The 24,691-nt window shown below is 71.4% G+C and carries 19 protein-coding genes; 11 read left to right on the top strand and 8 right to left on the bottom strand.

Annotation, left to right across the window (positions count from 1 at the left end; translation table 11 throughout):
* Positions 1 to 625, top strand: a 625-nt coding sequence (locus ACWCSD_RS08585; RefSeq protein ID WP_449913715.1) for a DUF933 domain-containing protein, incomplete at its 5' end; no start/stop codon positions are given.
* A 15-nt stretch (positions 626 to 640) separates the two neighbouring features.
* Here ACWCSD_RS08585 and ACWCSD_RS08580 read toward each other — a convergent pair.
* Positions 641 to 940 carry a hypothetical protein gene (locus ACWCSD_RS08580; protein WP_364337782.1) on the bottom strand — a complete coding sequence of 100 codons (300 nt, stop codon included), beginning with the start codon at positions 938 to 940 and terminating at the stop codon, positions 641 to 643.
* A 197-nt stretch (positions 941 to 1,137) separates the two neighbouring features.
* Here ACWCSD_RS08580 and ACWCSD_RS08575 point away from each other — a divergent pair, with 197 nt between their 5' ends.
* The 10 genes from ACWCSD_RS08575 to ACWCSD_RS08530 all read left to right on the top strand — a co-directional run bounded on the left by ACWCSD_RS08575 (position 1,138) and on the right by ACWCSD_RS08530 (position 17,225).
* Positions 1,138 to 1,437: a hypothetical protein gene (locus ACWCSD_RS08575; RefSeq protein ID WP_352352934.1), complete on the top strand. Its 300-nt coding sequence runs from the start codon at positions 1,138 to 1,140 to the stop codon at positions 1,435 to 1,437.
* A 623-nt stretch (positions 1,438 to 2,060) separates the two neighbouring features.
* Entirely contained in the window at positions 2,061 to 2,813 is a 753-nt protein-coding gene (locus tag ACWCSD_RS08570; RefSeq protein WP_352352933.1) for a conjugal transfer protein, read from the top strand.
* A gap of 81 nt (positions 2,814 to 2,894) precedes the next feature.
* Positions 2,895 to 3,140 carry a hypothetical protein gene (locus ACWCSD_RS08565; protein ID WP_352325464.1) on the top strand — a complete coding sequence of 82 codons (246 nt, stop codon included), beginning with the start codon at positions 2,895 to 2,897 and terminating at the stop codon, positions 3,138 to 3,140.
* A 55-nt stretch (positions 3,141 to 3,195) separates the two neighbouring features.
* Positions 3,196 to 6,492 carry a TcpE family conjugal transfer membrane protein gene (locus ACWCSD_RS08560; protein WP_449913714.1) on the top strand — a complete coding sequence of 1,099 codons (3,297 nt, stop codon included), beginning with the start codon at positions 3,196 to 3,198 and terminating at the stop codon, positions 6,490 to 6,492.
* Between the two features lie 47 nt (positions 6,493 to 6,539).
* Positions 6,540 to 9,017 carry an ATP-binding protein gene (locus tag ACWCSD_RS08555; protein WP_397161271.1) on the top strand — a complete coding sequence of 826 codons (2,478 nt, stop codon included), beginning with the start codon at positions 6,540 to 6,542 and terminating at the stop codon, positions 9,015 to 9,017.
* Positions 9,014 to 11,341, top strand: coding sequence for a type IV secretion system protein (locus ACWCSD_RS08550; RefSeq protein WP_449913712.1), 2,328 nt, complete (start codon positions 9,014 to 9,016; stop codon positions 11,339 to 11,341). Before ACWCSD_RS08555 ends, ACWCSD_RS08550 begins: the two co-directional genes overlap by 4 nt.
* A 2-nt stretch (positions 11,342 to 11,343) precedes the next feature.
* Positions 11,344 to 11,967, top strand: coding sequence for a hypothetical protein (locus ACWCSD_RS08545; protein ID WP_352352929.1), 624 nt, complete (start codon positions 11,344 to 11,346; stop codon positions 11,965 to 11,967).
* A 2-nt stretch (positions 11,968 to 11,969) separates the two neighbouring features.
* Positions 11,970 to 13,067 carry a C40 family peptidase gene (locus tag ACWCSD_RS08540; protein WP_358294436.1) on the top strand — a complete coding sequence of 366 codons (1,098 nt, stop codon included), beginning with the start codon at positions 11,970 to 11,972 and terminating at the stop codon, positions 13,065 to 13,067.
* Positions 13,068 to 13,080: 13 nt separating this feature from the next.
* The gene (locus tag ACWCSD_RS08535) at positions 13,081 to 13,473 is read left to right on the top strand and encodes a (deoxy)nucleoside triphosphate pyrophosphohydrolase (RefSeq protein ID WP_358294435.1); all 393 of its coding nucleotides are present in this window, start codon (positions 13,081 to 13,083) and stop codon (positions 13,471 to 13,473) included.
* A gap of 2,354 nt (positions 13,474 to 15,827) precedes the next feature.
* Positions 15,828 to 17,225 (top strand): hypothetical protein, encoded by a 1,398-nt coding sequence (locus tag ACWCSD_RS08530; RefSeq protein ID WP_397161266.1) that lies wholly within the window; start codon positions 15,828 to 15,830, stop codon positions 17,223 to 17,225.
* Positions 17,226 to 17,280: 55 nt separating this feature from the next.
* Here the strand turns inward: ACWCSD_RS08530 and ACWCSD_RS08525 are convergent, their stop codons facing one another.
* The 7 genes from ACWCSD_RS08525 to ACWCSD_RS08495 all read right to left on the bottom strand — a co-directional run bounded on the left by ACWCSD_RS08525 (position 17,281) and on the right by ACWCSD_RS08495 (position 24,597).
* Positions 17,281 to 18,033, bottom strand: a complete 753-nt coding sequence (locus tag ACWCSD_RS08525; protein WP_397161264.1) for a succinate dehydrogenase/fumarate reductase iron-sulfur subunit — start codon at positions 18,031 to 18,033, stop codon at positions 17,281 to 17,283.
* Positions 18,030 to 19,916 carry a fumarate reductase/succinate dehydrogenase flavoprotein subunit gene (locus tag ACWCSD_RS08520; protein ID WP_358294433.1) on the bottom strand — a complete coding sequence of 629 codons (1,887 nt, stop codon included), beginning with the start codon at positions 19,914 to 19,916 and terminating at the stop codon, positions 18,030 to 18,032. Before ACWCSD_RS08520 ends, ACWCSD_RS08525 begins: the two co-directional genes overlap by 4 nt.
* Positions 19,917 to 19,929: 13 nt before the next feature.
* Positions 19,930 to 20,715 carry a hypothetical protein gene (locus ACWCSD_RS08515; protein ID WP_352324159.1) on the bottom strand — a complete coding sequence of 262 codons (786 nt, stop codon included), beginning with the start codon at positions 20,713 to 20,715 and terminating at the stop codon, positions 19,930 to 19,932.
* A gap of 195 nt (positions 20,716 to 20,910) precedes the next feature.
* A complete protein-coding gene (locus tag ACWCSD_RS08510; RefSeq protein WP_352352922.1) occupies positions 20,911 to 21,360 on the bottom strand; it encodes a response regulator in 450 nt (149 codons plus the stop codon).
* Entirely contained in the window at positions 21,357 to 22,499 is a 1,143-nt protein-coding gene (locus tag ACWCSD_RS08505) for a sensor histidine kinase (RefSeq protein ID WP_449913707.1), read from the bottom strand. The genes ACWCSD_RS08510 and ACWCSD_RS08505 overlap by 4 nt, the downstream gene beginning before the upstream one ends.
* Positions 22,496 to 23,632, bottom strand: coding sequence for a PP2C family protein-serine/threonine phosphatase (locus ACWCSD_RS08500; RefSeq protein ID WP_449913705.1), 1,137 nt, complete (start codon positions 23,630 to 23,632; stop codon positions 22,496 to 22,498). Before ACWCSD_RS08500 ends, ACWCSD_RS08505 begins: the two co-directional genes overlap by 4 nt.
* 35 nt (positions 23,633 to 23,667) lie before the next feature.
* Positions 23,668 to 24,597, bottom strand: a complete 930-nt coding sequence (locus ACWCSD_RS08495) for a LysR family transcriptional regulator (protein ID WP_387677177.1) — start codon at positions 24,595 to 24,597, stop codon at positions 23,668 to 23,670.
* Between the last annotated feature and the right edge of the window lie 94 nt (positions 24,598 to 24,691).

The raw sequence follows: 24,691 nt of genomic DNA, 5'->3' as shown, positions 1-24,691 counted from the left end.
GGCGCGCAACAACAAGGACAAGAAGGCGGCGCTGGAGGCCGCCGAGGCCGCGCTGGCCGTCCTGGAGACCGGCAGGACCATCTTCGAGAGCGGCCTCGACCGGGAGGAGCTGCGCGAGCTCCACCTGCTCACCGCCAAGCCCTTCCTCTACGTCTTCAACCTCGACGCCGACGAGCTGACCGACACCGCGCTCAAGGAGCAGCTGTCGGCCATCGTCGCGCCGGCCGAGGCCGTCTTCCTCGACGCCAAGATCGAGTCCGAGCTGGTCGAGCTCGACGAGGAGGAGGCCCTGGAGCTGCTCCAGTCGGTCGGCCAGGAGGAGTCGGGCCTGCGCCAGCTCGCCCGGGTCGGCTTCGAGACGCTGGGCCTGCAGACCTACCTGACCGCCGGTCCGAAGGAGACCAGGGCCTGGACGATCCGCAAGGGCGCCACGGCGCCCGAGGCGGCCGGCGTGATCCACACCGACTTCCAGCGCGGCTTCATCAAGGCCGAGGTGGTCTCCTTCGACGACCTCGTCGAAGTGGGCTCCATCGCCAGCGCCCGGTCCGCGGGCAAGGCCCGCATCGAGGGCAAGGACTACGTCATGCGCGACGGCGACGTGGTGGAGTTCCGCTTCAACGTCTGATCCGCCGGCCCGGTGCTATCCGAGCAGCCCGCCGAGCAGGGCCGCGGGGCCGCCGCTGAGCGGGCCGCCGCCCCCGCTGAGCGGGCCCCCGCCGCCGTTGCCGGCGGGCTTCTTGTCGAAGTGGATCATCTCGTTCGCGTACGTGCCGCCCTGGCACACGGCCTTGCCGCGGCCGACGGGGGAGACCTTGCCGCCCGCCTCGGTGCACTCGCTGTCGGTGACCCAGGAGGGCGCGGCGGTGGCCGGGGAGGGCGCGCAGAGGGCGAACGCGGCGAGCGCGGCGGCGGGCAGGAGGGCGGCGGCGAGGCGACGCATCACATCAGTCCAATCACGGTGGGCTAACTTTCGCTACGCTAGGTTACCGGCGGATCGCCGTCGAAAGCCCATCGTCCGGATGACGAACGCGCAGGCCCCTCCGGGATTATGTGATTCCGGGACAACTGACGCGTCAACCACTTTGGGTCCCTACGCGTCGAATCGTCACGGCGTTCACGCTGACTCGGGAGGCCCTCATGATCCGACGCATCATCCGGAAACGACGTCCGGCGCCCACCCTCGCGGGCATCAGCCTGGAGGAGGAGCTGGCCCTGATCAGGGTCGAGCTCATGTACGGGCTGCGCGTCAACCGTGAGGCGTACCTGCGCAGGAAGGTCGACGAGCGCAACGAGCTGGCCAGCCGCATGCGGGAGCGGGACGCCGCCTCGATGCTCGCCGACCTGCGGGGGTCGCTGGAGCGCGCGGTGTCGCCCACGGTCGTCGACCTGCACAGCCGTCGCCGGGCACGCACGAGCCAGGACCCCGAGCCCGCCTGAGCCGAGACTGTCGTACCCCCAGAAGTGGTGCATAACACCCTCTGTCCTCCTCTCATGCCAAATGCGCAGGTCGTGAGCATCTATGCCTGTTTTGGACAGGAATCCATGTCTGCCGCGCTAGGCGGAAATGGGCGTCTGGCCTGGTCAAATGGTGATTCCGCCAGTAAGTGACGGGAACCGGCGCTGACGTCTGCCATACGGATCCGGTTTGCCGTCAGGGCGGTCATGCCTGCAGCATGGGCGTGGCTTTCCTGGAAGAATGGCGGGACCGGATAGGGTGACTACTTCACCGCGGATGATGGGGATCGGCAACGGACGACACCGCGCCAACCGGGGGGATCGGCGCGAGCGGAGGCGTGATGGCTCGTAGGTCTACCGTCCAGCACGATCCTCGGATCGCTGGCGAGCCCGAGCTTTCCGCGCGCCCGGACATGGCTGACTTCGACGCGCCGCCCTCGCGCAGGCCGCGTCGGGGCGGCTGGTCCGGTGGCGGCGGACGGTGGCTGGTCTGGGCCGGCCGCATCATTCTCTGGGCGCTTATTGTGGTTATCGTGGTGAATGGGATTCGTGCCCCATTTGAGCGGTTTACCCAGCAAGAGCCTACGACGACGAATGGCGCCGCCGTGGCGCACAAGGGATTCCCCGCTGACCAGGGCATGGCTTTCGCCGCCCAGTTCGCGGGGGTCTATCTGAATTTCAGCCCGGAAGACGCGGCCAGCCGGACCAGGAAGCTCGCCGCGTTCCTGGCCGAGGGCATGGACGCGCAGATGTGGTGGGACGGCTTCGGCAAGATGGCCGCCGTCGCGATCCAGCCGTACGACATCGAGGCGACCGACGCCCAGAACGCCGTGGTCAGCGTGGCCTTCCAGTCCGGGCCGCGCCGGCTCATGCTGTCGGTCCCGATCTACTACTCCGGCGACGACAACGGCAGGCGGTTCGTCATCGCGGGCCGTCCGGCGATCCTTCCCGCGCCGGCCCCGGCCGACCTGCCGCAGCTCGCGAAGCCGGAGACCGACGACGCGGCGGCGGCCGAGCTCAAGCCGCAACTGGAGGGCTTCTTCAAGGACTACGCCTCCGGCGACACCGCCGGGCTGCAGCGCTACGTGGCCGCAGGGAAGACCCTGCCGAGCTTCGGCAGCGCCTTCACCTTCGCGGAGCTGAAGGACATCGTGGTGCCTGTGGGGGGTGCCACCCGAGAGATCCAGGCGGTCGTGGTGTGGATCGTGCCCAACGGCGACGCTCCGGCCACGCCGAGCGCCACCGACCCGGCCGCCGTCGGCGGGCGGCTGGAGCAGGCCTACCGCCTCACCGTGGAGAAGCAGGGCGACAAGTGGTACGTCGCCGACATCCGCGGCGCTGGTCGGGCCGTTGGATAGACGCACGACCGCGCTGTTGTTCGGTACCCCCCGGGAGGACAAGAAGTGACGTTGAAGACCGTAGTGCTCACCTTGATCGAAATGTCGCCGTCGCCGTCGCCGACCGGCATTGACACCGGAGGGCTCGCCAACTTCCTGCGTGCCTTCTTTGCCCCGTTGTTCCTGGTAGTCGTCTCCGTGGTCGCGCTCTTCTTCCTCTTCACCCGCGAGATCACGCGTTTCGTCCAGTTCCTCATCCTGGCTGTGGCCATCGGAGTGATCTTCTACGTGCCCAACATCATCGAGGTGACGGCGAAGGCGATCGCGGGCGCTCTCGGCATCAAGTAAAGGGTTGAGACCGCTCCAGGGCGGTCATGTACGAGCGGGTGGAGAGGAGGACTGCGTGGACCTGCCCACGTATACGAACATCTGGCGCATCGAGAAGCGGCTCTACAAGCTCTACGACCTTCGCCTCCCGATGCCGCTCCCCATCGTCTGGATCGGCGTGTTCGTCGGGGTGTTCGTGCCGTGGTCGCTCCTGCTGATCCTGGTGGGCGTGCCGGTGGCCATGCCGTGGCACGTGTTGTTCCTGGTCCCGCCGGGGATCGTGACGTGGTTGTCCACGCGTCCCGTCATCGAGGGCAAGCGGCTCACCGAGCTTCTGGAATCCCAGCTGCGCTACCTGGGCCAGCCCAAGGCCTGGTACCGGCTCGCGCCCACCTCCGAGCCCGAGGCGGTCACGTTCTCGGGGCGCATCTGGCGTACCACTCCGGTGCGGGTCAAGGCCAAGGCGGCGCGCAAGTCCCGCCAGCCGCAGCGCAAGCGTGAGGGGCAGCGGATCACGGGTCCGCGCCAGGTCCGTCCGGCCGTGGCCGCCGCGGCGGCGGCCGCCCAGCAGGCGCCGGTGGCGGAGGCGCGTACCGGGTGGGGGTCGCGAACCAGGCGGGGCATCGCGCCCGCGCTGGCGCCGCAGGCCCGCCGTCCCGCCCCTGCCTTCGGCCGGGACGTGCCGCTGGTCCTGGTCCCGGGAGATGAGAACGGACCGGCGCTGCCGCCGGTCGAGCACGACGTCGCCGCCGGAGAGCTGGCCAGCCGCGAGCTCACCGGCGGCGCCCTCCCGGCCCGCCGCCGCCGCGCCGCCCCCGACCGCCGATCCGAACGCGACGCGCCCGGCCATGAGGCCGTGGGTTCCGAAGCCGCCGTTCCCGAGGCCGCCGTTCCCGAGGAGCGGGAGGTCTCGGAGGCGGCGCAGCCGAGCGCGCCCAGGGGCTCCACGGGCAGGGCGTCGGGCGAGCGTACGGACGCCGGTGCGGGTGAGGTACAGAGTGGTCGTGGGGCCGTCGTGCCGATCCGGTCGGCGGAGGGGCTCAGGCCCGTGGCCGGCAAGCCGATCGACACAGAGGCCCTGCGGCGGCTGCGCCGGCTCGCCGCCACCGCCGACGCGCCCGGTGAGGCGGCGGGTCGCGCGGAAGGCGAGCGCGGCGTCGCAGAGCGCCGCGACGACGTCACCGGACGTCGTGAGAGCACGGACGAGCGCCGCCAGGGCGTCGCCGGCCGTCCCGAAGGCGTGGGCCGCGAGGACGAGAACACGATCGCCCGCGACCAGCACAGGAAGGGGCAGCCGCCGCGGGTCGCGCCCGGGACGGTGATCCTGGGCGCCCAGCGTTCCTGGCCCCCGGTCGACCCCGACGCCAAGCCCCTCTCCGGCCCACCCCTCCGCCTCGAAGACCAGATCCTCACCCCCCACCCTCCCGCCGACAACTCACCGGCAGCCGAAGCCGGGCATGTGGGCGAGGGCGCGCATGTGGAAGAAAGCGCGCATTCGGGCGAGGGGACTCGGACCAGCGCAGATGTCCCGACGGGCGAGGACGAGTCGACAGGCGAGGGCGTTTTCGTCGAGGAGACCGCTCCCGCCGCCGGCACAGACGCTCCGAACTCCCACGCGCCCGACGCCGAACGGTCCTTCGAGACCACGCACGAGGCTCCCACCCAAGCCTCCGCCGAGGTCTCAGCCTCCGCCGAAGAGCTCGCCCGGGGCGAAGCCTCGGCCCGCAGGGAAGCCCTCTCCGGCAGCGAAGTGCCCGTTCGCAGCGAAGCCTCGGCCCCCAGGGAAGCCTCCCCCCGCAGCGAAACGCCCTCTGGCGGCAAAGCCTCGGCCCGTAGCGAAGCCCGCGCTGGTAGCGAAGCCTCCGCTGGTAGCGAAGCTTCCGTTGGTATCGAGGATGTTGCCGAGCGGCCGGTCTCCGGCGAAGGGCGCGTGTCCTCCGGGCCGGTTGTCACCGGCGAGGAGGATGTCCCCGCTGGGCAGGGCACTCCCGACCGGAGGGCCGGTGCCGGAAGGCGGGCCGTTTCCGAGGGTGAGGATGCCGCCAGCGAGCAGGGGGCTGTCGTAGGGGTGTCTGCCGACGTGGGCGCGGTCGTCGAAGGGGCTGGGGGCGGACGTACGGAGGTGCCGGCCGCTCGGTCCGAGGGCGATGGGGGCGTACCGGACGAGCAGGCCAAGCCTTCCGAGGCGTACGGCGAGCCCGGGCGGGACGTGGCGGCGCGGCGGCGGCCCGCCGGCGGCCCGCCAGGTGACAGGGCCGGCGGTCGGCCAGGGGACGGCGTCGGCGGACTGCCAGGGGCCGGCGGACTGCCAGGGGCCGGCGGACTGCCAGGGGACAGGGCGGGCGGGCTCGTGGCGCCTGTGCCGGTTCCCAGGCCCGGTGAAGGCGGCAGGCCCGCCGAAGGACGGGTGCGCAGGGTCGAGTCCGTGGTGGGCCGGGACTCCGGCGGATGGCGCCGGATCGCCCAGGTCGTGGTGGGCGGAGGCGGCGTACGCACCGACGGGTCCGAGATCGACGAGGCCAGGGCCAGGGCCGTGTTCGGCGGCAGCAGGCGGATCGTGGTGCTCGGCTGCACCGGCGGCGCGGGCCAGTCCACGACGGCGCTCATGCTCGGCCACACCTTCGCCACCTACCGCGACGACCGGATCGTCGCCGTCGACGCCAACACCGGCGGCACCACGCTGACCAGCAGGATCGAGCCCGAGACGCCGGAGACCCTCACGTCGCTGCTGTCCGGCCTCGACCAGGTCAGCGGCTACCTGACGATGCGGGGCTTCACCACCCGCACCGCCTCCGGCCTTGAGGTGATCTCGGCCGACACCGACGCGGGCGCCGAGCAGCGGCTCGCCGACCGCAGCTTCTTCTCCGACCACCGACTGGGCGAGTCGATGCGCCTGCTCGACCGCCACTACAAGCTGTCGGTCATCGACCCGGCCGCCGCGCTCGCCGCCCGCATCCTGCCGTACGCCGACCAGCTCGTGCTGGTGGTCCCGGCGAGCGAGGAGGCGGCCGAGGCGGTGGCGATGACGTACGAATGGCTCGACGGGCACGGCTGCGGCGAGCTGCGCAGGCGGGCGGTGATGGTCGTCAACGGCGTGAGCAGGCGGTCGATGGCCGACGTCGAGCAGGCGGAGGCGGTGGCCCGAGGCAGATGCCGGGCCATCGTCAGGGTCCCGTGGGAGGACGGCCTGGCGCCCGGCGGCGCGGAGATCGTCGACCCCGGTCAGTTGCGCGCGGCCGGACGGCGGGCCTACCTCGCCCTCGCCGGCGTCGTGGTTGCAGGCTTCGCGGTACAGGCACACGGACAGGCCGTCCGACCGAGCGAAGAGGAGTTGGCGAGTGACCCCCCGGGCACGAGAATCGGTGAGCGTTAAGTGAACATGCGAGCAGGTCTGGCCCGTTCATGCGCCGAGGGGGCGGCATGAGCAGGGCGTCCCGAGCACACCAGCGTCTCGCGGTCCGCTACTTCGACGACCGCATCCTGCTCACGGACACCTGCGCGTGGGCGTACTTCCGGCTTCCGACGGTCAGCTACGAGTTCGTCACGCCGGAGGAGCGCGAGGCGCTGGCCACCAACGTCACGATCGCGCTGGCCGCGATCAGGATGCCCGACGCCGAGGTCCACCTGCGGGTCGCGCACCGCACCTACCCGGCGGCCGAGTGGGCGATGGCGCTCAACGCCACCTCCGACGAGGGGCCGGGCTGGCGCGACTACCTGGAGGAGATGTACCGGCACGTCTGGGCGAAGGACTTCTGGTCGAAGGAGGTCTACCTGGGCGTCCGCCTCGGGCCGCGCGGCAAGCAGCTCGGCAGCGGCGTGCTCGCCCAGCTCCTCGGCTTCTACCAGAAGACCGAGAAGGCGCTCGGCATGGAGGACGACCACGTCCCGGACAGCGAGATCGGCCGCTGGACGGAGTCGGCCGAACGGCTGGGCCGGGCCCTGGCCTCCAGCGCCCTGTACGCCAGGCACGCCACGTCCGTCGAGGTGGCCTGGCTGTTCCAGCACGCCGCCGCCGGAGCGGTCGGCGACCCGCCGCCCTCGGCCAGCCCGAAGCGGCGCTGGGGCAAGGGCGAGATCGAGTCGCTGGTCGAGGGCGAGATCCACAACGGCAGGTCGCTGCTGCGGATCGTGCAGCCGCAGGGCGACTCGTACGTGGCCCACCTGTCGTTCGCCCGCTTCCCCGACCTCATGCCGTTCCCCGACGGCGAGCCGTGGATGCACTTCGCCGACCAGCTGCCCTTCCCGGTGGAGATCTCGTCCAGGATGCGGCTGATCCCGCCGGTCAAGGCGTCGAAGGACGTCGCGCGCAAGCTGGCCCACGCCCGCGACATGGACCACCACATCCGCGAGGCGGGCGCCGAGGCGCCGATCGCGCTGGCCGAGCAGATCGACGCGGCCCGCATGCTCGAACACGGCATCACCAAGGAACGACTGCCCTTCGTGTACGGCTGGCACCGCCTGATCGTCTCGGCCCCCACGGAGGACATCTGCGTGCAGCGGGTCGAGGCGGTCGTCGAGCACTACCGCGACATGGGCATCGACGTGGTGAACTCGACCGGCGACCAGTTCTCGCTGTTCTGCGAGACGCTGCCGGGCGAGAAGGTGCGCGTCAACGCCTACGCCCAGCGTCAGCCGCTGCGGACGATCGCGGGCGGCATGGCCACGGCCACCGTCGACCTCGGCGACCGGCTCGACGACGGCAGCGAGGGCTGGCTCGGGCCGTACATCGGGGAGACCGTCGGCAGGGCGCGCAGCATCGTGCACTTCGACCCGCTGCTGGCCGCGAGCCGCAACCGGCCGACCGCCATCGCGATCACCGGCGAGCCGGGCGGCGGCAAGACCACACTCGCGCTGCTGATGATCTACCAGATGGCGCTGCGCGGGGTCACGGTCGCGGTGATCGACCCGAAGGGCGACGCCGAGTCGCTGGTCCAGCTCCTGGAGAAGCGCGGGCGCAAGGCCAGGGTGATCCCGCTGGGCTCGGCCGCGCCGGGGCTGCTCGACCCGTTCTCGTTCGGCGACGACATCGCGGCGAAGAAGACCATGGCGACCGAGACGCTGCGGCTGCTGCTGCCCCGCATGTCGGAGGAGCGCGAGTCGGCCATGATCCAGGCCGTGGCCGCGGTCTCCAACGGCCCCGACCCGTCGCTGGGCAAGGTGGTCGACTACCTGGAGCAGGCCGACGACCCGGCCTCCAAGAACCTGGGCGCGGTGCTGCGTTCCATGTCGGAGATGCACCTGGCCAGGCTCTGCTTCGACCCCTCGGGCGGCGACCAGATCGACAGCGAGGGCTGGACCACCGTGTTCACCCTGGGCGGCCTGACGCTGCCCGACGTCGCCACGACCAGGGACGACTACTCCTACGAGCAGCGGCTGTCGGTGGCCCTGCTCTACCTGGTCTCGCAGTTCGCCCGCAGGCTGATGAACGGCCTCGACCGGCGGGCCCCCAAGGCGATCTTCCTGGACGAGGCGTGGGCGATCACCTCCACGCCGGAGGGCGCCAAGCTGGTCCCCGAGGTCAGCCGCATGGGCCGGTCCAGGAACACCGCGCTCGTCCTGGTCTCCCAGAACGCCGGAGACCTGCTGAACGAGCAGGTGACCAACTGTCTGTCCTCGGTGTTCGCGTTCCGTTCCACCGAAAGGGTGGAGGTGGACCACGTCATGTCGCTGCTCGGCGTGGAGCCGTCGGAGGAGCACAAGGCCGTGCTGCGCTCGCTGGGCAACGGCGAATGCGTATTCCGTGATCTGGATGGCAGAGCCGGGCGCATCGGAGTAGACCTGATCTCCGAAGAACTGCTCCGCTGGCTCGACACGAACCCGACACACGACAAACCAGACGGTGGCGGGCATGATGATCTTCGAGGGGGCGTGGGCAGGGCGCAGGAGGTACGGTCATGAAGATCCGACTATCCCGACGACTGGCGCTGGCGCTCGCGCTCGTGAGTGCCGTCCTCGTGGTTCCGTTGGTGGTGGGCGGTCTCTCCACGCCCGTCGCCGCGGCGCCCTGTGACCTGTCGGGGCCGCTCAACCCCGAGATGATCGGCGGCGGCACCGACGGCATGATCCAGCCGCCGCCTCCCGCGGGCGGCGTCCAGGCCCCGACGACGAACTACGGCCAGTTCGGCATGGCCGGCCAGTTCTGGCAGACCCACGGGCTCGGCTGCTCCGACTACGTCGCCGTGCTCGGCAACATGTGGGCCAACGGCGTCTTCACCGCGGCCAAGGCCATCGACCGGCTGACGATCACGACGTACCAGGCGGCCGCGACGGAAGGACCGCTCCAGTCGATCAAGGACGTCGTCGACGACATCGTCCAGAACCTGTCCGAGGCCATGTACTGGCCGTTCCTGCGGCCGATCGTGATCCTCGGCGCGATCTGGCTCGCCTGGTACGGCCTGATCCGCAAGCGGGCCACCACCACCGCCGAAGGCGTGATCTGGATGGTCCTCGCGGTCACCGTGGCCGTGTGGTTCTTCAGCAGGCCCGGCGACTTCACCGGGCTCGGCAAGGTCGTGACCGACAAGACGGGCGAAGTGGTCAACTCCGCCTTCTCGGGCCTGCCGGGCGCCGGCGGCGCGTCCTGCCTGCCGCCACCCGGCCAGACGAACCCGCAGGTCAAACCGGGCGGATACGGCCAGGTCGGCACAGCCGGCGTCGACCAGAACGCCGACGCCCTGTGGTCCACGCTGGTCTGCAAGCCGTGGCTGGTGGGCATGTTCGGCACCGCCGACCCGCAGCAGCCGATCGTGCGCGACTTCGGGCGCAAGATGCTGGAGACCCAGTCGATCGCCCCCGCCGTGGCCGGCCAGCCCGCCCCCGACATCGCCGCCCACCAGGCCGAGTACGCCAAGGTCGCCGAGCTGCTCAAGAACGACTCCCGCTACACCGTCTTCTCCGGCCGCGACTGGTCGAGCAGGCTCGGCGTGGCCGTCGGCGCGCTCATCGCGGCGGTGGTGGCCGGGTTGCTGATCTTCCTGGTGGCGGTCTCGCTGCTGGTGCTCAAGGTGGGCTTCCTGCTGCTGCTGATACTCGGGCCGGTGTTCCTGCTGGTCGGCGTGCATCCGGGCAGCGGGCGCATCATCGCCATGCGGTGGGTGGAGATGCTCGTCGGCACGTTGCTCAGGCAGGCGGTGCTGACGCTCGTGCTCAGCGTCCTGGTCTACGGGTACGCGCTGATCATCTCCACGGCCATGCCCTGGGGGCTCCAGGTGCTGTTCATGGCCCTGCTGACGATCGCGGTGTTCTTCTACCGGCGTCCGTTCCAGCACCTGTTCGCGTCCTTGAGCGGCCACACGGTCACCACCCGCATGCTCGGCGACGCCGCGAGCTCGCCCGTCCTGGAGCGGGCCGCGAACGTGTTGCCGCCGGTCGCCGGGGCCAAGCTCGGCCGGTGGGGCCTGCGCAAGGCCGAGCCGCTCATCAGGGCGGCGGCGGCCGGCAGCGGCGCGGGCGCGGCGGCCGGCGCCGCGGTCGCCCAGGCGCGGATGCGCGGCGAGGAGGGCGAGGGCGTCTCGGCCGGCACCCGGATGCCGGTGGCGGCCGCGCCGCTCGACACCGACCAGCACGGCGGCAAGGCGGGGGCCCGGCCCCCGCTCGAACCCCGCAGGGGCACCGCGCCCCCGCTCAACCTCGGCGGCCAGGCCGGCCGGACGCGCCCCGCGACGGCCGGCGGCGCCCGCGGCGGCTCCGGTGGCGCGGCGGCGGGCGGCACCGCGTCCGGGGGCATGGCCGCCGGAGCCACGACCTCCGGCGGCGGTTCCGGCGGCGGTTCCAGCAGTGGCGGCGGTGGCTGGTTCGGCGGGCGGTCGGGCGGCGGATGGGCCTCGCGCGGTGGTGGTTCCGGCGGCTCGCGCAACGGGTCGTCGGGCGGCTCGCGGGGCTCCCGGTTCGGCGGGTCGGGCGGGTCGGGTGGCTCGCCGTCCTCGGGGTCGCGTGGCTCCGGCGGCGGGCTGTTCGGCGGCGGCGGATCCAGGAACGGTGGATCCGGGAGCGGTGGATCCGGGAACGGCGGCGGGTCCAGGAACGGTGGCGGGTCCAGGTCCGGAGGGGCCGCGGCCCGGCCGTCCGGCGCGTCGTCGGGGTCGAGGATCTTCGGCTCGGACGAGCCGTCGTCCCGCTCGTCCGAGGCGCCGCCGCTGTGGCTGCGCGGCAGCGGCAACGGCGGCTCGGGTGACGATCCGTCGGTGCCCTTCTGGCTCAAGCCCAACCGCGGCAAGGACTGACCATGGCTCAGTCCGGTGACAAGCGCGGGCTGGCCTTCGCCGCCATCGTCGTGGTCATCGCCGCGGTCGGCGTCTACCTCACGATGTGGCCGAGCTCGGACGATCCGCCCGAGCAGGCCCCGGCCACGGGCACGACGTCCGCGTCCGCGCCCACGGCGGCGAGCAAGCCGCTGGCCACGGCCAGCGCCGCGCCGTTCGACGTCTACTCGTACCTGCCGATGAAGAAGGAGCAGCTGGCCGCGGCGGCGGACCTCGCCGAGCGCTTCACCGCCGTCTACGGCACCTTCAGGTACGACGAGGACCCGGCGGCGTACGCCACGAGGGTCAAGACGTTCACCACCGCCGAGCTGGGCAACATCCTCGCCCGGACGCTCACCTCGGCGGGCACCGTCCAGCAGAACCGCGACGACCAGATCGTCTCCCAGGCCACGGCCAGGCTGAAGGAGATCAGGCAGATCGAGAAGACCTCCATCGTGTTCGTCGTGACCGAGACCAGGCAGGTCACCGCGAAGAGCGGCAACCGGCAGGACGTCGAGGATTTGGCGGTCACGGTGAGCCAGCTCGGCGCCGACTGGCGGATCTTCGACGTGCTGCCCGCCACCGAGGGCCAGGACGGGGACAGCTAGCGGTGAAGTCCTCCCGAACCCGCCTGGCGCTGCTGCTCGGTCTCGCCGGGATCCTGCTGCTGGCCGCGATCATCATCTCGCCGATGCTGCTGGTCACGATGCCGTCCTTCCTGAACGGCGGCGGCGAGGGCTCGGTCGACTGCGAGGGCGGCACCCAGGTGCAGGAGGTGTCCGACTCGGGCGCCGCCGACATCCCGGGCGACTACCTCGACCTGTACAAGAAGTGGGGCAAGAAGATCGGCGTCCAGTGGACCATCCTGGCCGCCGTGGGCAAGCGCGAGACCGATCACGGCCGTTCCGACCTGCCCGGCGTCAAGAGCGGCACCAACTACGCGGGCGCGGCCGGCCCGATGCAGTTCCTGATCTCGACCTGGGGCGGCAAGGCGCAGATCCCGATCTCCTCGACGTTCAACGGGTACGCCTCCGACGGCGACGGCGACGGCGTGGGCGACGTCTACAACCCCGCCGACGCCATCCTCGGGGCCGCCAAGATGCTCAAGCGCAACGGCGCTCCCGAGAACGTCCGGCGGGCCCTGTTCACCTACAACCGCGCCTGGTGGTACGTCGACCAGGTCGAGGAGATCGCCAGGAAGTACGCCAAGTCGGGCGAGGTGGAGGTGCCGCCGCAGGCCGCCGAGGAGTGCGACGACCCCCTGGTGGCGGCCGCGCCCAGCGACGTCGTGGCCAAGATCCTGCAGTTCGCGCTGGCGCAGCGCGGAAAGCCGTACCTGTGGGGCGGCACCGGGCCGGACGCGTTCGACTGCTCGGGCATCATCTACGCGGCCTACCGGGCCGCCGGGCTGAGCATCCCGCGCACCACGTTCACGCAGTGGCCGTTCGGGGTGAAGGTGTCAGCGGGCGAGGAGGAGCCCGGTGACCTGGTGTTCTTCAACGCCGGTCCGGGCACGTCGGCCGACAATCCGGGTCATGTCGGGCTGGTCGTGTCGAAGGGCAAGATGCTGGAGGCCCGGTGCACGCTCTGCGGGCCGATCAAGGTCACGAGCTACCAGGCGCGCGACAACAAGGTGGGCTTCACCCGTCCCCTGCAGAACCCCGATGTGCTCGACCAGCTCAAGAAGCTGCAGAATCCCGCACTATGAGGATGACGAACGCATGAGCACGATCGTGGTCGCGGCGGTGATCGTCGCCCCCGGCGGCAGGGTGCTGGCCGCGCAGCGCGCCGCGCCGGCCGCGCTGGCCGGGGGCTGGGAGTTCCCCGGCGGCAAGGTGGACCCGGGGGAGAGCGAGGTGGCCGCGCTGGTCCGGGAGTGCCGCGAGGAGCTCGGCGTGGAGATCGCGGTGGGCGCGCGCGTGGGCGAGGACTGGGCGCTGTCGGACGGGTACGTCCTGCGCGTCTGGCTGGCCACGCTCACCTCCGGCACGCCCGAGGCCCGTGAGCACCTGGCTCTTCGCTGGCTGGGGCCGGGGGAGTACTACGACGTGGAGTGGCTGGGCGCCGACCTGCCGATCATGAAGACCGTGGAGAGTCTGCTTCAGCAGGATTAGACCGTCTCTCTCTGTGACATAACGATTACTACACGTGATTTGTCGCAGTGGGGGAGTGGAGTGATGCGGCGTGGCTGGATCCTTTCTGGGGCGCTGATCCTGGTGGCGTTGCCCTCCGTCCCCGTGGCGGCGGCGGGGGTGACGCTCGTGCTCGAACGCGTGAGCGGCCCCGAGGGTGTGGGCCAGTGGATCAGGACGGGTGACGTCCAGCGTTTCAGGGTCCGGCTCAACGGGATGGGCAAGGGGGTCAGGGTCGCGGTGGCGACCAGTCCGGCGGCGGCGTTGTCGGGGTTGGCGTGCCCGTCGCCCTCCGGTGCTTCCCGGCTGTCGGCCGGTGGGGTTGAGGGGGCCGAGGGTTCCGAGGCTTTTGGTGGGGTTCCGGCATCCGGAGGGGATCCCGTATCGGGGCCGTGGAGCGCCGGCGGTGCGACGGATCCGGATGCCGGGGCGTTCCGGGAGGAACCGGAGGGCCCGGATGGCCCGGAGGCGTGGCGGCCGGCGCCGGGCCGGCGCCTGACCCGCGCGGAGGCCGGTCAGTGGATGCCGCCGGATGGCGCGGCTCAGGGGATGCCGCACGCCGAGGACGGTCAGAGGGCGCCGCGCGCGGAGGCAGGACAGGGCGCGCCGTGGGCTGAAGCCGGTCAAGGCGCGCCGTGGGCTGCGGGCGGTCGGGGAGTGTCGCGGGCCGAGGACGGTCAGGGCGTGTCTCGGGCTGAGGACGGTCGCGAGATGTCCCGAGCTGAGGGCGGTCGGGGCGTTCCTCGGGTTGAGGGCGGTCGGGGGATGTCCCGGGTTGAGGGCGGTTGGGGTGTGCCGCGGGCCGAGGGTGGCCAGGGGGCGTCTCGGGCTGAGGGTGGTCGTGGGATGTCTCGAGCCGAGGGTGGTCAGGGGATGTCTCAGGCCGAGGCTGGTCGAGGGGTGTTTCCGGCTGAGGGTGGGCCGGGTGGGGGGCAGGTCGGTGGGGGGCGGCAGGCGGCCGGGGTGCTGGCCGCGCGGGCGCTGGCCGGCGTGGAGGGCTCGGCTTCCGATGGCGGTACGCTGCCCGGCGCGCGGGTCTGTGCCCTTGGGCCGATCTTCGGGGAGCGGGCGCTGGACGTGACCTTCCAGGCGCCCGAGGGGGCCAAGGAGGTGGTGCTCGCGGCGGTGGCCAGGATGCGGACGCCCTCCGGTGGGCTGACCACCATCAACAGGACCACGTCCATGCAGGTCGCCGAGGAGATGCCGCGCGAGACCGCCACGATCAGCGGTCAGGCGGTGCCCGTTCCGGCCACGGCCCCCCACAAGCGGAGGCGGCCGGGCCGGCAGGTGGCAGGTGGACAGGGGCAGCAGGCGGGGGCCGCCGGGCTCCTCACGGGGACGGGCGGAGGCGTCGCCGGGCTGGCGCCGGGGGCGGGCGGAACGACGCGAGGCGGCCTCCCCAGCCTGACCGGTACGACGGCGGGAAGGGGTGGCCTCCCCGGAGGGGCCGGTACGACGGCGGGAAGGGGCGGCCTCCCTGGAGGGGCCGCAGGGTTGCCGATCACCGGTGGAGCCCGAGGAGCGCTTCCGCGCGTCGGCGGCGGGGGCGTGGCGCGGGCGCCGCGGCAGGGAGGCGCGGGCGGAACCCTGGGGGCGTTCCCGCGTGCGGGAGGCGTGGGCCAGGGCCTCACCCCTGGAACGACCGGCCGGGCGCCCACCGGCGCCCGGGGAACGGCACGAAACGGCCTCCCCGGCGGCCTGACGGCGGGCAGCCTGCCTGGCGGCGCGGCGGGCAGCCTGTCCAGCGGACTCACGGGGCGCCTGCCAGGTGGTGCGGCGCACGGAGGGCTGTCCGGCGCGGCAGGGCTGGCGCAGGGTGGGGTGCCGGGGATGACCCATCAGAGCCTGCCCGGCGGTATGCCACCGGGGAGTGTGACCGGAGGCGTGGCGCCGGGGAGCGTTGCCGGCGGTGTGGCGCCGGGAGGCGTGGCCGGGGGCATGGTGCCCGGGGGTGTCGCCGGAGGCATGGCCCCGGGTGGTGTCGCCGGGGGTGTGGCGCAGGGGGGCGTCGGTGGCGGGGTGCAAGGGGGAGTGGTTCCCGGCGGCGGGGCGGTGAGTCTGGCGCCGGAGTCGGGGGCCGGGGCGCCTTGGCCGGTGCAGGTGGTGGAGGCACGGAAACCGGTTCGTCCGGTCGCGTACACCAGCCCGCTGGACGGGCCGCGCGGCTTCTCGCTGGTCATCGGGGCGATCGGCGTCCTGCTGGGGGCCTTGTGGCTGGTTACGCGAGCAAAACGCCGCCATAAGCCGCGAAACGTATGGTAATTCCGTCTTTACTGTTGCTTTGACCCGACTAGTATTCCCTTGACCATGGTTCCGGGACTATGCGGAGGGCTCCGGTGGCACGCACGCGAGCGACGGCCGTGTCCGCGATCGTCCTAGCGCTCGGGCTCACGGGCGTCGGCGTGGCCCCCTTCGTCGGTCAGAGCGCGAGCGCCTCGGTCAGCCGCGCGGCGTTCGACCCGGCGGTGGAGCCGTGCGACGCGGGCCAGACCTGTGATCCGCAGACCACGGTCACGGTCACGACGACGTTGGGCACGCCCACGCCGGAGGAGGCTCCGGAGACGACGATCACGCACACCGTCACCGCGAGCCCGACGAAGACCACGAAGGCCCCGAAGCCGCCCAAGACCACTACGGCCCCCACGCCCCCGCCCGTCCAGGAGACGACGCAGCAGCCGCTGGCGCCCCTGCCCACCGCGCAGACCACGGCCGGTCCGCTGCCCACGGAGCAGACGACGGAGCCGTCCGTCGAGATGCCGTCCGTCGCGCCGACGGACTCGCCCACCACGACCGCCCCGCTGACGGCCGACACCGCCCCGACCACGGACTCGGTCCAGCTCGAGGTGCGCGCGGCCGCGCCGGAGTTCGACCAGAAGTCGCTGACGCAGAAGCTCAGCATCCCCGCGCTGGTGCTGGTCCTGCTCGCGCTGTTCGCGGTGCTCATCTTCGAGGGACGGCTGCGCCGCATGGCCCATGCGGCGGCCGTGCGCAAGGCGGGCCCCCCGATGGCCTCCCCGATGGGCCGCCCGGACGCACCCCCGCCCGGCTACCCCGCCGGACCCGGTTACGCCACGGCGTCCTTCCCCGCCCCCGGCTACCCGGGAGGCACGGCGTACGCGCCGATCATCAGTTTCGTCCCGATCCAGACCTACCCGGCCGGTCAGCCCGGCTACGGCCCGGCCCACCACGACCCGGCCTACCACGACCCGTACGGGCCCCAGGGCGGCTACCCGCCGGAGCCGGCGCCGACCGTGCCCGCCAACATGCCCGCCACCATGCCGGCGACCGCGCCCGAGCCCGTCGTGCTGCACCCGGACGAGTTCGACTCCTACAACGAGCCGCCGCAGCCCGCCCAGGACTACCGTGACCCGTTCGAGCCGCTGATCCCGGCCGAGCAGCCGCCCGCCGAGATCCCCCCGGGCGGCGGGAAGCCGTACGAGGACGAGCGCGAGTTCCCGCTCGCCCCGGCGGCGGCGGCCGAGAGCGGCGACTCCGAGCCCTGGCAGCAGGGCCCGTCCCTGTTCGAGCCGAAGCAGCCGGTGCAGCCCCGACCGCCGGTGCGACCGCAGGGCGAGCAGCCGGAGCCGCCGGAGGGCTACCGGCCGCCGCCGTACCTGCCGCCGGAGGGGGACGCCGCGACGGTCGTCCAGCCGTTGCCGCCGCAGCCCCCGGAGGGCGCCACCAAGGAGATGCAGGACCCCAAGCACCGGAAGAAGCGCTGGGGCCGCAAGTAGCGCAAAGTGGAAGCGGGGGCCGGATCCGTCCGGCCCCCGCTTCCGCTTTTTCCGCCTACTTGGCGCGCTTGAAGATCTTGTTGCCCAGCCAGACCAGCGGGTCGTACTTGCGGTCGGCCACGCGCTCCTTCATCGGGATCAGCGCGTTGTCAGTGATCTTGATGTGCTCGGGGCAGACCTCGGTGCAGCACTTGGTGATGTTGCAGTAGCCGAGCCCGTGCTCCTCCTGGGCGGCCTCCTGCCGGTCGGCCACGTCGTACGGGTGCATGTCCAGCTCGGCGATCCGCATGAGGAAACGCGGACCGGCGAAGGCCGGCTTGTTCTCCTCGTGGTCGCGGATCACGTGGCAGACGTTGTTGCACATGAAGCACTCGATGCACTTGCGGAACTCCTGCGAGCGCTCGACGTCGACCTGCTGCATGCGGTACTCGCCGGGCCGGACGCCCGCCGGCGGGGTGAACGAGGGGATCTCGCGGGCCTTCTGGTAGTTGAAGGACACGTCGGTGACCAGGTCTTTGATGACGGGGAAGGTCCGCATCGGGGTGACCGTGATGGTCTCGTCCTCGGAGAAGGTGGACATCCGGGTCATGCAGCCCAGGCGCGGCTTGCCGTTGATCTCCATGCTGCACGAGCCGCACTTGCCGGCCTTGCAGTTCCAGCGCACCGCCAGGTCGGGGGCCTGCGTGGCCTGCAGCCGGTGGATGATGTCGAGGACGACCTCGCCCTCGTTCACCTCGACCGTGAAGTCCTCGAGCTTGCCCTCGCCGCCCTCACCACGCCAGACCTTGAACTTCGCCTTGTAACTCATTTGGCAATCCCGTCGAACTCGGCCATCTCTTCGTCGGTGAGGTACTTCTTCAGCTCGTCCCGGTCGAACAGGGTGATCAGGTCCTCGCGCATGGACGGCTGGACCTTCTCCACGACCTGGACGTCGTTGCCGTCCGCGGTGGAGCAGACGAGCAGCTTGCGGCGCCATTCCGGGTTCATCCCGGGGAAGTCGTCGCGGGTGTGGCCGCCGCGGCTCTCCTCGCGCAGGAGGGCGGCGCGGGCCACGCACTCGGAGACCAGGACCATGTTCCGCAGGTCGATGGCCAGGTGCCAGCCGGGGTTGTAGATCCGCGAGCCGGCCGCGCCGACCTGGCGCACCCGCTCCTTGAGCTTCTCCACGACCTCCATGGCCTCGGAGACCTCCTCGGCCTTGCGGATGATGCCGACCAGCTCGTTCATCGTCCGCTGGAGCTCGTGGTGCACCTCGTACGGGTTCTCGCCGTCGCGCTGGAGGGGCGCCAGGGCCTCCTCGCGGGCCGCGTCCACGAGCTCCTGGACGACCTTGGGGCGGGCCTTGAGCCCGTCGACGTAGGCCGCCGCGCCCGCGCCCGCGCGCCGCCCGAACACCAGCAGGTCGGACAGCGAGTTGCCGCCCAGCCGGTTGGACCCGTGCATGCCGCCGGACACCTCGCCCGCCGCGAACAGGCCGGGCACGGCCGCCGCGCCGGTGTCGGCGTCGACCTCGACGCCGCCCATGATGTAGTGGCAGGTCGGGCCCACCTGCATGGGCTCGGCGGTGATGTCGACGTCGGCCAGCTCCTTGAACTGGTGGTGCATCGACGGCAGCCGCTTCTTGATCTCCTCGGCCGGCAGGCGGGTGGAGACGTCGAGGAAGACGCCGCCCTGGGGCGATCCGCGGCCCGCCTTGACCTCGGCGTTGATCGCGCGGGCCACCTCGTCACGCGGCAGGAGCTCCGGCGGGCGCCGGTTGTTGGCCTGGTCGGTGTACCAGCGGTCGCCCTCCTCCTCGGTGGTGGCGTACTTGTCCTTGAACACCTCGGGGATGTAGTCGAACATGAAGCGCTTGCCCTCGGAGTTGCGCAGCACGCCGCCGTCGCCCCGGACGGACTCGGTGACGAGGATGCCGCGCACCGACGGCGGCCAGACCATCCCGGTGGGGTGGAACTGGATGAACTCCATGTTGATCAGGTTGGCGCCGGCGAGCAGGGCCAGGGCGTGGCCGTCGCCGGTGTACTCCCAGGAGTTGGAGGTGACGACGTACGACTTGCCGATGCCGCCGGTGGCCAGGACCACGGCGGGGGCGTCGAACAGCAGGAAGTTGCCGGTCTCGCGCCAGTAGCCGAACGCGCCGGAGATGCGGTCGCCGTCCTTCAGCAGGCGGGTGACCGTGCACTCGGCGAAGACCTTGATGTAGGCCTCGTGGTCGCCGTGCGTCTCGAAGTCCTCCTGCTGCAGCGCGACGACCCGCTGCTGGAGGGTGCGGATCAGCTCCAGGCCGGTACGGTCGCCCACGTGTGCGAGCCGCGGGTACTCGTGACCGCCGAAGTTCCGCTGGCTGATCTTGCCGTCCTTGGTGCGGTCGAACAGCGCGCCCCACGCCTCCAGCTCCCAGACGCGGTCGGGGGCCTCCTTGGCGTGCAGCTCGGCCATGCGCCAGTTGTTGAGGAACTTGCCGCCCCGCATGGTGTCACGGAAGTGCACCATCCAGTTGTCGTCGGAGTTGACGTTCCCCATCGCGGCGGCCGCGCCGCCCTCGGCCATGACGGTGTGGGCCTTGCCGAACAGCGACTTGCAGACGATCGCTGTGCGCTTGCCCTGCTGACGGGCCTCGATGGCGGCCCGCAGCCCGGCGCCGCCCGCACCGATGACGACGACGTCGTATTCGTGACGCTCGATTTCCACTGGAAGAAGTCCTTTATGCGAACGGGAAGGCGATGACGCCCTTGGCGACCATGCGGACGTAGAAGTCGGCGATCATGACCGAGAACATCGAGGCCCAGGCGAGCTGCTGGTGCTTGGCGTTGAGCTTGGAGACGAACGTCCAGGCCTTGTAGCGCAGCGGGTGACGGGAGAAGTGGTTGAGCCTGCCAGCGGTGATGTGCCTGCAGGAGTGGCACGACAACGTGTACGTGTTGATCAGCACGGCGTTGACGACCAGGATCCAGGTGCCGAGGCCCTGCGGCTTGTGCACCAGCGCCAGGACGGCGTCGTAGGCCAGCACGAGGCCGATCACGATGGCCGCGTAGAAGAAGTACCGGTGGATGTTCTGCAGGATCAGCGGGAACCGGGTCTCACCGGTGTACTTGCCGTGCGGCTCCTGGACGGCGCACGCGGCCGGCGACAGCCAGAACGACCGGTAGTACGACTTGCGGTAGTAGTAACACGTGAGCCGGAACCCGCCCGGCAGGCCGAGGATGAGCAGCCCCGGCGGCAGGGTGAACCAGTCGCCGATCGGCGCCCACCCGAACAGCCGCGCGCCCTCGGGGCACGCCGTGGTCAGACAGGGCGAGGCGAACGGGGCGATGTACGGATCGACGAAATAACTGCCGTCGATGATCGCCCACACGCCGTAGACGAGGAACGAGCTGAGCCCGAGGAAGGTCAGCAGCGGGACCAGCCACCACCTGTCGGTGCGCAGCGTGCGCACCCTCACCTGGGCACGTTGCCTTCTGAGCGGGGCTTCGGGCGTCGTCTGGGTCATCGCGGACCTCTCCACCTCCCGCGGACCCTGCACACAGGGGGGTCCGGGTCGTTTCACTGGGCGCGCGTACGGCGGGTGCGGTACCGCTCTGGGCGCGTATTGGTGGGGGATACGTTACGACGACCGCATACGATTTTGTGAGCGGGGTCACTCACTTTTTCGATGACCCACTGTGATTCCTGTCACGTATACGCGTCAGGGCCGCGGGCCGGGGGCCGGCAGCTTCACAACGGTCACGAAAAAATCATCTATTTGCCGGACAACACGGATAAATTGCTCGAAATCCACCGGCTTCGCGACATAGGCGTTGGCGTGCAGCCGGTAGCTGTGCAGGATGTCCTCCTCCGCCTCCGAGGTCGTCAGGATCACCACGGGGATCGTCCGCAGGGCGGCGTCGGCCTTGACCTCGCTCAGCACCTCCAGGCCGTTCATCCGGGGCAGGTTGAGGTCGAGCAGGATCAGGTCGGGCCGCGGCGCGCCGGCGTAGGCGCCCTCCCGCCGCAGGTACGCCATCGCCTGCTCGCCGTCGTTGACCACGTTGAGCCGGTTGCGCACCTTGTTGAGGTCGAACGCCTCCCTGGTGAGCAGGATGTCCCCCTGGTCGTCCTCCACGAGGAGCACGTCGATCGGGCGCCAGTCCGTCATGCGTCGCCTCCCGCCGCCGGCAGCGTCCAGCGGAACGTCGTGCCCTGATCGGCCGGTTCAGCGTCGAGCCAGAGCTGCCCGCCGTGGTACTCGACGATCTTCCGGCAGAGCGCCAGGCCGATGCCGGTGCCGGGGTACACGTCCCGGGGGTGGAGCCGCTGGAAGATCAGGAAGATGCGGTCGGCGTACTTGGGGTCGACGCCGATGCCGTTGTCGGAGCAGCTGAACTCCCACATGTCGCCCTTCCGCTCGGCCGTCAGGCGCACGCGCGGCGGGTCCTCGGAGCGGAACTTGATCGCGTTCTCGACGAGGTTCTGGAAGAGCTGCGTGAGCTGCATCCGGTTGCCCTCGACCACGGGCAGGTCGTCGCGGGTGACGGTGGCGCCGGTGTCCTCGATCGTGGCCGACAGGTTCTCCAGGGCCCGGTCCAGGGCCTGGCCGGAGTCGGTCGGCAGCCGCTCGCCGCTCACCCGGCCCACCCGGGAGAAGTCGAGCAGGTCGTTGATCAGGAGCTGCATGCGCTTGGCGCCGTCGACCGCGTAGTGGATGTACTGGCGGGCGCGGTCGTCGAGCTGCGGGCCGTACCGCTGCTCCAGCATCTGGGTGAAGCTGGCGACCTTGCGCAGCGGCTCCTGCAGGTCGTGGCTGGCGACGTAGGCGAACTGCTCCAGCTCGCCGTTGGACCTGCGCAGCTCGTCGGCCTGGTCGGCGGCCCCGCGCCAGGCCGAGACGATGCGGCGGCGCATGGAGTCGACGTGGCTGGACAGCTCGCTCAGCTCGGCCGGCCGGTCGACGCCGAGCCGGTGGTCGAAGTCGCCGGCGGCGACCGTGCGGACCTGCTCGGTGAGCTGGTCGATGGGCTTGAGCACGGCGTACCTGATCACGAACGCCAGGCCCGCCCCGCCCGCCAGCAGCACCGCGAACAGCACGATCAGCGCCACGTTGAGCCGGTCGAGCTGGGCGGCGATCTCCGGCCTCGGCCCCAGGGCCCGCGCGTGCGCGATCATCGACATGGTGACCACCACGCCGGTCGCGAACGCGAACCCCGCCAGCACGCCGATGGCCAGGAACCAGCGGGCCACCGGCAGCCGGCCGAGCCCGGTCGGCGCCTTCGGCGGCGGCAGCGGATGGATGCTCATGCCCTCCTCCTCGACACCAGGACCACCGCGAGATCGTCGCTGAGCCTGCCGGCGTGCCTGATCAGCCGGTCGAGGTCGATCACGCCGTGCTCGCGCACCAGCCCGACCAGGCCCTCCACGCCGAGCAGCTCCTTCTGCCCGCCGACGGCCGCCTCGATCAGGCCGTCGGTGTAGAGCATGATCGACCAGTCCGCGCCCAGGGGCACGTCGATGACCGTCCACTCGGCGTCGGGGAAGATGCCGAGCGGCGGCCCCGAGGGCGTGCCGGCCAGCACCGCGGGCACGCCGTCGCGGACCAGCACCGGCGGCGGGTGCCCGACCACGCGCATCCGGGCCCGGCGCAGGTCGGGCGTGAAGGTGGCCATGCAGAGCGTGGTGAAGATCTCGGGCGCCTTGCGCTCGGCGCGCAGGAGGGCGTCCATCGTGCGCAGCAGCGTGTCGTCGGTCTGCCCGGCCAGCACCAGCGTGCGCCAGGCGATGCGCAGCGCCACGCCGAGCGCGGCCTCGTCGGGCCCGTGGCCGCAGACGTCGCCCACCACGACGTGCACCGCGCCGTCGGCGGTCTGGACCATGTCGAGGAAGTCGCCGCCCAGCAGGGTTCCCTGGTTGCCCGGCAGGTAACGGATCTGGTGCGTGATCGCCTCGGTGCGCAGCAGGGGCACGGGCAGCAGGCCGCTCTCCAGGCGGGCGTTCTCCTTGGCGGTCAGCTCGGCCTCGAACAGCCTGAGCTGGGCCAGGTCGGCGCGCTTGCGCTCCATGGCGTACCTGATCGACCTGGCCAGCAGGCGGGCGTCGATGTCCTGCTTGACCAGGTAGTCCTGGGCGCCCGCCTGGACGGCGGCCACGCCGACGTGCACGTCCCTGAGGCCGGTGAGGACCAGGACGGCCGCGTGCGGCGCCAGCGCCAGCACCTCCTCCAGCGCCTCCAGCCTGCTGGCGTCGGGCAGGGTGAGGTCGACGAGAACGCACTGGATCGTCGGGTCGAGCTTGGCCTTGGCCTCCTGGAGGCTGCGCGCCCAGAAGATCGTCGGTGGCGCCTCGGCCTGGTTGAGCAGTTCTTCGACGAGGAAGGCGTCGCCGTCGTCGTCCTCGATGAGGAGCAGTGTCAGCGGCTCGTTGAGGTTTGCCGTCACACAATGCCTTCCCGGGGGAGTCGGGCTGTTGCTGCTCATTCTGCGATGAGCTCGACCCCTTGCGGAAGCGTGCCTTCCTGTCCGGCCTCGACCACGAAGGCGAGCAGGGTCTCCCGGAACGCCTGCGCCGCCCTGGTGGGCTCGACGTCCTTGCGGTGGGCCAGGGCGATCGTCCGGCTCAGGCCGGGCGGGGCCAGCGGCGTGCCGGACAGGCCCGGCCGCCCGTCGAGCACCATCGACGGCACCACCGCCACGCCGAGCCCCGCCTCCACGAACCGCAGCACCGCGTCCATCTCGCCGCCCTGCACCGAGAACCGGGGCTCGAACCCGGCCTGGCGGCAGGCGGTGAGGGTGGCCTCGCGCAGGTCGTAACCGCGCCGGAACATCACCATCTGCCGGCCGCGCAGGTCCTCGATCCGCAGGTACGGCCCCCGCGCCCGCTCGTGCGAGGGCGAGACCACCACCAGGTTCTCCCGCAGGATCTCCTCGGTCACCAGGGACGGGTCGTCGCTCTGCAGCGGCATGATGATCAGCGACAGGTCGAGCTGCCCCCTGGCCAGCGCCCTGACCAGGTCACGCGAGCCGCCCTCCTCCACCAGCAGCTCCACCCCCGGGTAGGCCCGGTGGAAGCGCGCCAGCGCGTCGGCCAGCAGGCCCGCGCACAACGACGGCGTGGCCCCCAGCCGCACCCGGCCCCGGCGCAGCCCGGCCAGCTCGGCCACCTCCTGCCGGGCGGTGTCGGCGTCGGCCAGCATGCGGCGGGCCAGCGGCAGCAGCGCCTCGCCCGCGGCCGTCAGCGTGACGTTGCCGCGCGCGCGGGAGAACAGCGGGGCGCCGAGGTCGTTCTCCAGAGCCTTGATCTGCTTGCTGAGCGAGGGCTGGGCGACCCGCATGCGCTCGGCCGCCTGGGTGAAGTGCCTGGTCTCCGCGACCGCGACGAAGTAGGCGAGCTGCTGCAACTGCATGTGATTTTCCTCGCACCGGCCGAGCATTTTTCCTTATGCCGACCGTATAAACCAAGCATCATAGCCGGAAGCTATGGAAACCAGATCCGCGATG

The sequence above is a fragment of the Nonomuraea sp. NPDC001684 genome (genome assembly GCF_053596515.1).
Note: the sequence above shows the minus strand (reverse complement) of the source record. Positions and strands in the feature narration are given on the sequence as shown.